General features: G+C 44.2%; 10 protein-coding genes. 6 read left to right on the top strand and 4 right to left on the bottom strand.

Features of this window, described 5'->3' with window-relative positions:
- Positions 1-570, top strand: a 570-nt coding sequence (locus DFP81_RS14040) for a transposase (protein ID WP_425453668.1), incomplete at its 5' end; no start/stop codon positions are given.
- Between the two features lie 276 nt (positions 571-846).
- Here the strand turns inward: DFP81_RS14040 and DFP81_RS14035 are convergent.
- Positions 847-1,785, bottom strand: a complete 939-nt coding sequence (locus tag DFP81_RS14035) for a LysR family transcriptional regulator (RefSeq protein ID WP_115898522.1) — start codon at positions 1,783-1,785, stop codon at positions 847-849.
- 107 nt (positions 1,786-1,892) lie between these two features.
- On the opposite strand from DFP81_RS14035, the gene DFP81_RS14030 reads away from it, so the two are divergent.
- Positions 1,893-2,789, top strand: a complete 897-nt coding sequence (locus DFP81_RS14030) for a DMT family transporter (protein WP_115898521.1) — start codon at positions 1,893-1,895, stop codon at positions 2,787-2,789.
- Here DFP81_RS14030 and DFP81_RS14025 read toward each other — a convergent pair.
- On the bottom strand, positions 2,771-3,382 hold the full coding sequence (locus DFP81_RS14025) for a TetR/AcrR family transcriptional regulator (protein ID WP_115898520.1): 612 nt from the start codon (positions 3,380-3,382) through the stop codon (positions 2,771-2,773). The genes DFP81_RS14030 and DFP81_RS14025 overlap by 19 nt on opposite strands.
- A 122-nt stretch (positions 3,383-3,504) precedes the next feature.
- Between DFP81_RS14025 and DFP81_RS14020 the strand changes: the two genes are divergently transcribed.
- On the top strand, positions 3,505-5,526 hold the full coding sequence (locus DFP81_RS14020; RefSeq protein ID WP_115898519.1) for an NADPH-dependent 2,4-dienoyl-CoA reductase: 2,022 nt from the start codon (positions 3,505-3,507) through the stop codon (positions 5,524-5,526).
- A gap of 42 nt (positions 5,527-5,568) precedes the next feature.
- Here the strand turns inward: DFP81_RS14020 and DFP81_RS14015 are convergent, their stop codons facing one another.
- Together DFP81_RS14015 and DFP81_RS14010 are read right to left on the bottom strand one after the other, a co-directional pair.
- Positions 5,569-6,897, bottom strand: coding sequence for a DUF2254 domain-containing protein (locus DFP81_RS14015; protein WP_181903100.1), 1,329 nt, complete (start codon positions 6,895-6,897; stop codon positions 5,569-5,571).
- Positions 6,898-7,028: 131 nt separating this feature from the next.
- Positions 7,029-7,556, bottom strand: coding sequence for a hypothetical protein (locus tag DFP81_RS14010; protein WP_115898517.1), 528 nt, complete (start codon positions 7,554-7,556; stop codon positions 7,029-7,031).
- A 319-nt stretch (positions 7,557-7,875) separates the two neighbouring features.
- On the opposite strand from DFP81_RS14010, the gene iscR reads away from it, so the two are divergent.
- From iscR to sufC, 3 genes are all read left to right on the top strand, one after another.
- Positions 7,876-8,367, top strand: a complete 492-nt coding sequence (iscR, locus tag DFP81_RS14005) for a Fe-S cluster assembly transcriptional regulator IscR (protein ID WP_115898516.1) — start codon at positions 7,876-7,878, stop codon at positions 8,365-8,367.
- Between the two features lie 63 nt (positions 8,368-8,430).
- Positions 8,431-9,867: a Fe-S cluster assembly protein SufB gene (gene sufB, locus DFP81_RS14000; protein ID WP_115898515.1), complete on the top strand. Its 1,437-nt coding sequence runs from the start codon at positions 8,431-8,433 to the stop codon at positions 9,865-9,867.
- 13 nt (positions 9,868-9,880) lie between these two features.
- Positions 9,881-10,666, top strand: a complete 786-nt coding sequence (gene sufC / locus DFP81_RS13995; RefSeq protein WP_115898514.1) for a Fe-S cluster assembly ATPase SufC — start codon at positions 9,881-9,883, stop codon at positions 10,664-10,666.
- The last annotated feature ends 1 nt before the right edge of the window (position 10,667 follow it).

Genomic DNA, 10,667 nt, shown 5'->3' with positions numbered 1-10,667 from the left:
CTGACTGACATCAGTTGGTTTATGAAAGAGCTCAATGAACCCATTGCACGACGAGCCAATTTGGAAGACGAATGCACTGGGCACTTTTGGGAAGGGCGTTTTAAATCTCAGGCATTACTCGATGAAGCTGCCTTGATCGCTTGCATGGCTTATGTGGATTTAAACCCAGTCAGGTCGGGCATCAGCGATGCACCTGAAGACTCGGATTTCACCAGCATCAAGAAACGAGTAGTTTCGTTGAAGGAAAACAGCCAGCCCAAAAATTTGTATCCTTTTGTCGGTAATCCAAGGCAAGACATGCCCGAGGGGTTGCCTTTTCAACTCGCAGATTATTTAGAACTGGTCGACCTGACAGGGCGCATCGTGAGAGAAAGTAAGAAAGGCTCGATTGATGCTTCTTTGCTCCCTATCTTACAGCGACTGAACATCTCCTCTGAAAACTGGCTTTGTATTGCCACTGAATTTGAAGCGAGAACAGGTAGAGTTGTTGGCCAAGAGTTATCTATTGACCAGTACTGTGAATCCCACCAAAGAAAGCGGCATCGTAAAAGTACTCAGCTGCTCATTTAAGTAAAGTGTAGTCGTCAATTAGACTGGCATTTATCAGCTTCTGGCTGAGGCGTTTCTATAGTCAAAAACAGCCCAATAGCCTTGTTATTCATGAATAGTGTGAGACTTTGTTTTGAACGTTTATTGTGATCCTGCTTTATTTGGCCACTGTGTTTATGAGTCATGAATAAATGTTGCCATAGTGCTCAAAGCCTTGGTGTTACTGGGGGAGTGAAGTGCCTGTCTAGGTTTTTCCGGTGCTCGAGTTTAGAGGGGCGTATTGCTGAAGTCTGTTGTTTAAGTGTGTGTCTTCAATGAACTTGCTTCATTAACTATCCAATGCTTAATCGCTTTGATAGCGGTCTCATTTCTTCTAGATGTTTTATATGAAAAGAAGAAGTGTTCATTGGTGTGGATGCCATATGTCGGCACTCTTATAAGGCTATTATTGCTATCTTTATCGCTAAACATATAGTCATTGACGAGTGCTATCCCCAAAGAGTGTTTGGCGGCTTCATAGGCAAGTAGTAAATGACTAAATTTATGAAATTTTATGTTATTTGGAGGAGTCAGGTTACGTTCAGTAAACCAGTTTAGCCAGTCTTCTGTATAGTCGTTGTAGATGCCATTAGAGGTGATAAGGGGAAATTTCTGTAGCAATTCTGGTGAGCTTTTAAGTTGCTTACTGAGGTCGTCAGAGCTTAGGTTTAAGGTGTTTTTCATCTGCTCATAGAAAGCATGACTGCAAACTGGAAATAAAGTCTCCTGATATAAATGCGTCGATTCGAACCCTCTTTTTCCTTGGTCTGTAGTGATAAAACAGTCTGCGGTTTTATCTGATAGCTCGGGTGAACCATGTGTCATCGCAATGGTAATGTCTAAATTTGGATGCTTATGTTGCAGGTCTGACAAGCGCGGCATTAACCAGCAAACAGCGAAAGAGCTGTAAACTGCGATTCTTATTTTTGTGTCTTCTTGACCGCGGATTTGGTTACTAGCACGGGCAATGTGAGACAACGAGCTGCTGATAACATCAAGGTAGTTTTTTCCCTCTTGGGTGAGAGTCAAATAGCGCCCTTGGCGTTGGAATAAGCTTTCGCCTAGATAATCTTCAAGAGCGCGAATTTGGTGTGATATGGCGCTTTGGCTAACATTTAGTTCCGCTGCGGCGAGAGAGAAGCTATTGAGTCTGGCAACAGACTCGAAAACAGGCAAGGCTTTTAAGGGTGGCAGCATCTCATTATCCAAAAAACTAATACTTAATCAGGATATATCATTTTATTGATGACTGCATCAAGGCTAGACTGCCGCTATCAGTAATTTTGTTTGTATGGTGAGCGGTTATGTCTGGACGTACTATTGGAAGCGCTATTTGTATTCTGGTGCTAGGGAATTTATTTGCGACTTTTTGTGATGTGTTTATCAAGCTTGCAGGAAGCAGTGTGCCTATATTCCAATTTACGTTCATGCGCTTGGTTATGATTTGTATTGTATTGGTTCCATTAGCAATAAAGCATGCATCAGCGGATTTTTTTGCTGGATTTAAGTTGCATTTTATTAGGGGTAACCTTTGGATCTTAGCAAGTGTTCTATTGATTGTTTCGCTGTCTGAGTTGTCATTAGCGACGGCTAATGCCGTATTTTATATTGCACCAATCTTAATCATTTTATTTGCAGGTGTATTTTTCAAAGAAAAAATCACTTTGGGTATTCTGTGTGCTGCGCTATCTGGGTTCATGGGTGTACTGATTATATTGCGACCAACAGATATTAGTTGGGGGATGATGAGTGCGATTTTATTTGCAGTGGTATTAGCGACTAATAGTTTGCTGATTCGTAAGTTGCCAAAAGACCAAAATCTGTTTTTCGGCTTACTGATTATGCACTTATGCGCCTTACCCCTATCAGCAGGTCTGATGTTTTGGGAAGCTGAGCCATTGAATTTTGATGGCTTCAGTTACGCTTTGGGATCCGCTCTGTGTTCTATTCTGTACAGTTTGGCTTGTTTAAAAGGGTACCGTTATGTCGCGTCAAGTCAGGTGAGTAGCGCTGAATATTCAGGTTTGGTGTTTGCTGCATTGCTGGGCTGGCTTCTGTTTGGTGAGTCTATCGATGTGTTTTTGGTGATAGGAACCCTCTTTATTGTTTTTCCTCTGGTGCTGTTAAGCCATCGAGATATGAAAAAGCGTAAGGCAGAAGAGCGCTTGTCTGTGGTTCGTGCTCAGCTTGATGCAGGCTGAGCTTTGATAAGTGTTTGAATCATTTGTTCTATCATAGCTTGGATATCATTTCTGTCTAGATAAATACCATCAATCAAGAGCCGGCTTAACCCGTGCAAGCTAGCCCAGCTGGCTTGCCCCACTCGTAGGGCTGAGTTGTTGTTGGGCAACACATTGTCTGCTTGGAGCTGCTCTACCCAATCTAGCCAGCGCTTAAAAGTTTGCTTTGAAGCGGCTTTTAAGGAATTGGTTGGCGTTCCTGTTTTCCATATTAAGCGTCCATACATAAGGTCGTACACTTCGCGTTGCGTGTCCGCAAACTCAATATATTGGTGCACATACAAGCGAAAGCGTTGCTCAGCTTCTTCGTGGCTGGACAACAGTGACGCTAGCCTGGCTTCTTGAGCTTTGAAGCCAGCTTCAGCAATCGCGCACAGTAATGCATTTTTGTCTTTAAAGTGATGATAGGGGGCGGTTCTTGAAACACCAACTTTATCCGCTAATTTGCGCATAGATAGGCCTTCAACACCTTCTTCTTGAAGAATATCGGACGCCGCTTTTATGAGAGAGCTGATGAGGTCGCCGTGGTGGTAGTTTTTCTTTTGATTTGTCATCTAGAGATTAAAACGTTTAATCTTGACAGTGTCAAAATAAAAATCTATCTTGACGTTGTCTAGATGTGGTTTTACACCATATTCCAAATAAACAATAACAATATAAAAGCTGGGCAGCCGATATGACTCATTCACACTATCCACATGTATTTACCCCTTTAAATCTGGGTTTCACGCAATTAAAAAACCGTATTATTATGGGCTCAATGCACCTCGGATTAGAGGAGATGAAAGGTGGGTTTGAGCGAATGGCAGCCTTTTACGCTGAGCGAGCAAAAGGCGGTGTAGCGCTTATTGTAACCGGGGGAATTGGCCCAAATTCTGAAGGTGCTGTGCATGCCAGTGCCGCTTTAATGGCATCAGAACAAGACGCAGAAAATCATCAGCTCATTACCCGAGCAGTACATGAACATGGCGGCAAAATCTGTATGCAAATCTTGCATACCGGGCGCTATGCCTATAACCCTAAATTGGTCGCGCCTTCTGCGTTGCAGGCTCCGATTAACCCATTTCCACCGCACCCACTAAGTGAGGATGAAATTCAGCAGCAAATTGATGATTTTGTTCGTGCGGCTGTGCTTGCTCAAAAAGCCGGCTATGACGGTGTGGAGGTAATGGGGTCTGAAGGCTATCTGCTAAATCAGTTTATTGTGTCTAGAACCAATCAGCGTGACGATGATTGGGGAGGAAAATACGAAAACCGGATACGTCTTCCTGTCGAGATTGTGCGACGAATTCGTCAAGCGGTTGGTAATGACTTTATCATTATCTACCGTTTATCAATGCTCGACCTGGTTGATCAAGGCAGTAACCTTGAAGAAATTATTCAGCTTGGCCTAGCGATTGAAAGTGCGGGAGCATCAATCATCAATACGGGGATCGGCTGGCATGAAGCGAGAATCCCGACAATAGCAACCAAGGTGCCAAGAGCGGCGTTTACTTGGGTGACGGCAAAATTAAAAGCGTCGTTAACTTTACCTCTGATTACTTCAAACCGAATCAATATGCCGGAGGTAGCAGAAGAAGTGTTGGCGCGCGGTGATGCGGATCTTGTTTCCATGGCGCGTCCTTTTCTAGCAGACCCAGAATTTGTTGAGAAAGCAGAGCAAGATCGTGCTGATGAAATCAACACTTGCATTGGTTGTAACCAAGCCTGCCTTGACCATGTGTTCGCTAACAAACTGACATCCTGTTTGGTCAATCCAAGAGCCTGCCATGAAACAGAGATCTTGATCACGCCGACGAAAGTGAAAAAGCGCATTGGCGTAGTTGGTGCAGGCCCTGCTGGGTTAGCGTTTGCAACGACCGCAGCGAAGCGAGGTCATAACGTGACGCTATTTGATGCCGCGGCTGAGATAGGTGGGCAGTTTAATATCGCTAAGCGCATTCCCGGTAAAGGAGAGTTCTATGAGACTTTGCGTTATTACCGACGACAACTAGAGCTCACGGGGGTAGATGTTCATTTGAACACCCGAGTCGATCGCTCTGTGCTTAGTCACTATGAGTTTGATGAGGTGGTATTGGCAACAGGGATTTTACCTCGTGATTTGGAGATCGACGGCATAGATCACCCAACAGTATTAAGTTATTTGGATGTAATGAACGGTCATCCTGTGGGGAAACGTGTGGCAGTGATTGGCGCCGGCGGCATCGGTTTTGATATTAGTGAATACCTGATTCATGAAGAGGTTAAGCCACAATTAAGCATCTCTGCCTTTATGAAGCAATGGGGGGTTGATATGACATTTAGCTCACGTGGCGGTGTAGAAGGGGTAAAAGCTCAATTTACGCCAGCCGCCCGAGAAGTGTTTTTATTGCAGCGTAAAAAGTCCAAAGTAGGAGCAAAGCTTGGTAAAACCACAGGATGGATTCATCGTGCAGAGTTGCTGAAAAAGGGGGTTACCATGATTCCAAGCTGTGAGTATCAAAAAATCGATGACGAGGGGTTGCATCTGTTAGTAGCCGGTGAACCGCAATGTCTGGCGGTTGATAACGTGGTTATTTGTGCTGGTCAATTACCAAATCAAGCCTTGGCCAATGGGTTAGATAGACCTGTTCACCTAGTTGGCGGCGCAGATGTCGCGTCTGAGTTGGATGCTAAGCGTGCGATCAAGCAGGGGACTTTGCTGGCGTGTTCTTTGTAGCTATTAGGCTAATGGCTAACACAGCTAGTCAGTGGGGTTAAATTAATCGTCGCTTTGCAATAATTGATTTAGGTGTTGTAAGCGACTGTTGATTTTTTCTCTATCAAGGTCAATAAAATTTTGTTGTTTTAAGCCATGCTCAATCATGTGTTTTTGGTGACGGACAAAGGCCCAGTGAGATGGATTCCTCGCTTGTTCGGCGATGCAGGCTAGCCCTTCTAATTGACGCAAGCACACTGCTAAGCAGTTCTGCGAGTACTGGCGTATTTGGTCATATGCGGTGTTTGCTAGCCCTTCAAAAGTCGTCGCTTTGTAATCTATGCGCTTGGCTCCTCCGTTGTCAAACGTGACGCCTTGAGGAAACGTCTCCTGTGTAAGGTCGCAAATCATGGCAGTCAATTTGTCGACACAGGCAATGCTTGAGTAAGGGTCATTGATGCCAGGGGACAAGGCTCTTAATGCGATTTCAACTAATTGATCGACGGCAAATTCAGGGTCTTGTATTGGTGTTCGCTTGGACCCGAATGTGAAGCAGTCATGTAAGCTTTTTTCGTCGTCAGTGGAAAGATCCGTGATGCTTGATAGCATGGTTATCTTGCGCTTAACGACAAAGTCACCAGGCGCCACAAGTACTTCAATATAGCCATCTAGTTGGCTCATTAATACGCTTAATTGATCGTAGTTAATTGCTTGTACGTAACCGCATTGAGGGCTTTTTAATCTCAGGGGCAAGGTGCGTTTGACCGGCATATGATCGTCTGTGGTTGTGCTTTCTCTTTCTTTTTGTTGATCAAAAATTTTCTTTATGCTGTTTTGTAGTTCTGAGTAAACGTTGTCGATAATGTGATCTGATTGCAGGTTCTGGGCGACGTGATGGATGAAATAGATGAGCAAAAAAATACCAAACAGCGTCATCATTGCAGCGCCAGCGATGCTTAAACCGGGGAGAAAAGATGGCTCGGCGAAGCTGTCTGTCATGCGGGTCAAAATCAAACAATAAACAAACAGAGAGATAAATACGCCTAGTACCACTTGAGTGCTGATGTCTTCCATAAAATTACGGATAAGCCTAGGGCCAAACTGAGAAGAGGCATTGGTAAGCGCCACAATGGTAATGGAGAAGGTGATACTGACGACTGTCATTACGCTACTGGCAATGGTTGTCAGCAGGCTGCGAATAATACCAGCGTCTGAATAATAGAGAAAGTTCAGCCAATGAGTGTGATGAAATCCACTGTATCGATCAAGAGCCAGCAGCAGCGCACACGCCAACAGAGTGCCTAATAAAATCAAACAAGGGATAAACCAGAAGCTGGTTTTGACTGCATCGTAGTGTTTCAGCAGTTGAGTGCTATTTATAATCGACAACAAAAAATGCCCCCTTAGTCTGTATTTAATGTGCGGTTAAGAAGGGGGGTGAGACGCTTACTTGCCTCGGAGTCTAGATGGCCGCCTGTTTAAACTCCCCGTTTCTAGCTGGTTACTTACCTTCTTTCGTCCCACTATTTATTCTCATTAGGTTCACCGGTTTTTAAGAGTTTCAGCAAATCTTCCCTCTCAAGGCTACCTTTGAGCGCTAAATCCAATTGGTATTGGTATTTATTGTTCCAGTCGCGGGTGCCTGAGGTGAGTTTGGTTAGCTCTTCCATCGCGGCTTTCATAACCTTTAGATAGGCTTGGATGTTATTTTCTTGGTCTATTAGGATGTTTTTTAGGGCGGTTGAGCTGCTGTGTCGTAGATAGAGTTTTAATGTTTGGTTTTCAGCCTGGACGGCTTCAATTGTTTGTTTCTGACGTGCGACCTCTGATTGCAGTGAGGTAAGTTGTTGTTCTAGCGTAGTGTCTGTCTCTTCTGTGAGGAGTGGGGCTTCTTTTAGCGTAAGCAAATAGTAAGTAGCAGCAACAGAAGCAGAGACACTAAAAAGAAAGCAGAAGAAAAATGCTAAAATCGTTTTAATGCTTGTTTTTTTGCTCGCATCTCCTGCTGTCGCATCGCTTTTGGCCTGAGGGGCCGCTTTTTTATCTGGCATAGCGCTCTCCAATGATCACCCTAAAATAGGCATTTCCCACATAACCACTATATCGGCACCTTGCCCTGAGTTTTTAGTTTCGTCAAGACAACAGCTTGAATTAAGCGTTTTACGTGATTCATTACCAATTGTTGAAATGTTGAGAATTCAAAGCATTGTTCCTGTCAGTGGTTTAGTTTTTCCTTCACTCCACGTAAAATACGCGCACCGAGATATTGAGATACTAATAACCTACTAAAATAGTCAGGTAAATACTTGATCAAAATAGTAGGTTTTGTGTATTATTTGTTCTGAATAAATACTCTTAATTGGATAGCTTATGCGCCTGACAACAAAAGGTCGTTATGCCGTAACCGCCATGCTTGATTTGGCGTTACATTCAGATCACGGCCCAGTGTCGTTATCCGATATCTCTAATCGACAAGCAATCTCTTTATCTTACTTAGAGCAACTTTTTGCAAAACTACGCAAGCAATCATTGGTTACCAGTGTGCGCGGTCCTGGCGGGGGGTATCGTTTAAGTCGAGCCCGCAGTGAGATTTTTGTTGCGCAGATTGTAGATGCTGTGAATGAGTCTGTGGATGCAACGGGTTGCAAAGGGAAAAGCGATTGCCAAGGCGGCAGCACTTGTCTTACGCATCATTTGTGGTGTGACTTAAGTGACCAAATACATGATTTCTTAAATCAAATTAGTTTAGAACAATTAGTGCAACGAAATGACGTTCGACAGGTTGCTGAACGGCAAGATTCTGAGAACCGTCAAGCGGCGTGTTCGAGTGAAGACAAAATTAGCGCGGCTATTGTTGGCTAGAGCGACGTACAAAATTGGTGTGTTTTACCGACACACCTATTCCGATAAAAAGTGAGTTTTAATATGACTGAGCAGATAGATAAAGCGCTGGCACGTGAATATGAAGCCGGGTTTGTGTCTGATGTGGAATCAGAAACGTTTTTGCCAGGATTGGATGAAGACGTCATTCGCCGTATTTCAGGAATGAAGAACGAACCTGAATGGATGCTTGAGTGGCGTCTAAGTGCATTTCGTGAATGGTTAGAAATGGAAGAGCCTGATTGGGCTCAGGTGGATTACCCTAAAATCGACTTTCAATCTATTTCTTACTATTCCGCACCAAAAAGTATGAAAGACAAACCTCAGTCGCTAGACGAGGTAGACCCCGAGCTATTGCGTACCTACGAGAAGCTAGGTATTCCTCTGATTGAACAACAAATGTTGGCCGGTGTTGCCGTCGACGCTGTGTTTGACTCTGTATCTGTTGTGACGACTTTCCGTGACAAGCTAGAAGAAGCTGGGGTTATCTTTTGCCCAATCTCGGAAGCCATTCAAAAATACCCAGATCTAGTGAAAAAGTATCTAGGTAGTGTTGTCCCGAAAAAAGACAATTACTACGCTGCACTAAACTGTGCGGTATTTACCGATGGTTCTTTTGTTTACATTCCTAAAGGCACCCGCTGCCCAATGGAATTATCAACCTATTTTCGTATCAATGAGCAAAATACAGGCCAATTCGAGCGCACCCTAATTGTCGCAGACGAAGGTAGCCATGTTAGTTACCTAGAAGGTTGTACTGCGCCACAGCGTGATGAAAATCAGCTGCATGCGGCGGTTGTGGAATTGGTTGCTCTGGATGATGCAGAAATCAAATATTCGACAGTGCAAAACTGGTACCCAGGCGATGAAGAAGGCAAAGGGGGGATTTATAACTTCGTTACGAAACGAGGGATTTGTCACACCAACGCAAAAATTTCTTGGACGCAAGTTGAAACGGGTTCTTCTGTTACTTGGAAATACCCAAGCTGTATTTTGAAAGGTGATAACAGCGTCGGTGAATTCTACTCCGTGGCATTAACACGTGGTCGACAGCAGGCAGATACTGGTACCAAGATGATTCATCTTGGCAAAAATACGCGCTCAACAATCATTTCTAAAGGGATCTCTGCCGGCAAAAGTAACAACAGTTACCGCGGTCTTGTACGAATGAACCCTGGTGCTAAAGGCGCGCGTAACTTCACCCAGTGTGACTCCTTGTTGATCGGTGATAAGTGTGGCGCGCACACCTTCCCTTACATCGAAAGTCGTAATCCATCCGCGATTATTGAGCATGAAGCGACCACCTCTAAGGTGAGCGATGAACAGATGTTTTTATGTCGCCAACGCGGCTTAGACCCAGAAAAAGCGGTGTCTATGATAGTGAATGGCTTCTGTAAGGAAGTGTTTAAAGAATTACCAATGGAATTTGCCGTAGAAGCGGGCAAATTACTAGAAATTAGCCTTGAAGGCTCTGTAGGTTAAGGAATTATTGAAGATGTCGAACACGAACAGTTTGTTGACGATCAAAGACTTGTACGCCAGCGTTGAAGATAAGCAGATTATTAAAGGGCTTAATCTAGAAATTAAACCAGGCGAAGTTCATGCAATCATGGGACCAAATGGTGCCGGTAAGAGTACCTTAGGTTATGTCTTATCTGGCCGAGAAGGCTACAGTGTTGATGGCGGTAATGTGGCGTTGGCTGGCCAAGACCTACTTGAAATGGAAACAGAAGACCGCGCCCGTGCCGGACTTTTCTTGGCCTTCCAATACCCAGTTGAAATTCCTGGCGTGAGCAACTTAGAGTTTCTTAAGGCCTCTGTAGACGCTCAACGCGAAGCACGTGGCGAAGAAGCCATTACTTCAGCGGAGTTTTTGAAAGAAGCGAAGGCGGCTTGTAAGCAAGTGAATTTGCCTGTGTCGTTTCTGAAGCGTGGTGTAAACGAAGGTTTCTCTGGTGGTGAGAAGAAGCGTAACGAATTAATGCAGATGTTACTGCTTAAGCCAACACTGTGCATTCTAGATGAAACAGACTCAGGTTTGGATATTGATGCTCTACAAGTGGTTGCTGAAGGTGTAAACAGCCAGCGCTCTGCTGATCGTAGCTTTATTGTTGTGACCCATTATCAGCGTCTTTTAGACTACATTAAACCTGATTTTGTGCATGTATTATCAGACGGAAAAATTGTCAAAAGTGGTGATGCTTCCTTAGCGCATGAGCTAGAAGCCCAAGGTTACGCTTGGTTGCAAACGGCACCAGCTGAAGACGAACTAGAGGGGTAAT

The organism is Marinomonas pollencensis (genome assembly GCF_003387375.1).
In the GTDB taxonomy this organism is placed as follows: Bacteria; Pseudomonadota; Gammaproteobacteria; order Pseudomonadales; family Marinomonadaceae; genus Marinomonas; species Marinomonas pollencensis.
The sequence above is the reverse complement of the archived record's forward strand: the minus strand, read 5'-3'. Positions and strand labels throughout refer to the sequence as shown.

Coding starts and splice junctions, on each gene's coding strand:
- sufB (WP_115898515.1), top strand. CDS start 8,431: ATGACTGAGCAGATAGATAAAGCGCTGGCACGTGAATATGAAGCCGGG.
- DFP81_RS14020 (WP_115898519.1), top strand. CDS start 3,505: ATGACTCATTCACACTATCCACATGTATTTACCCCTTTAAATCTGGGT.
- DFP81_RS14035 (WP_115898522.1), bottom strand. CDS start 1,785: ATGCTGCCACCCTTAAAAGCCTTGCCTGTTTTCGAGTCTGTTGCCAGA.
- iscR (WP_115898516.1), top strand. CDS start 7,876: ATGCGCCTGACAACAAAAGGTCGTTATGCCGTAACCGCCATGCTTGAT.
- DFP81_RS14025 (WP_115898520.1), bottom strand. CDS start 3,382: ATGACAAATCAAAAGAAAAACTACCACCACGGCGACCTCATCAGCTCT.
- DFP81_RS14030 (WP_115898521.1), top strand. CDS start 1,893: ATGTCTGGACGTACTATTGGAAGCGCTATTTGTATTCTGGTGCTAGGG.
- sufC (WP_115898514.1), top strand. CDS start 9,881: ATGTCGAACACGAACAGTTTGTTGACGATCAAAGACTTGTACGCCAGC.
- DFP81_RS14010 (WP_115898517.1), bottom strand. CDS start 7,556: ATGCCAGATAAAAAAGCGGCCCCTCAGGCCAAAAGCGATGCGACAGCA.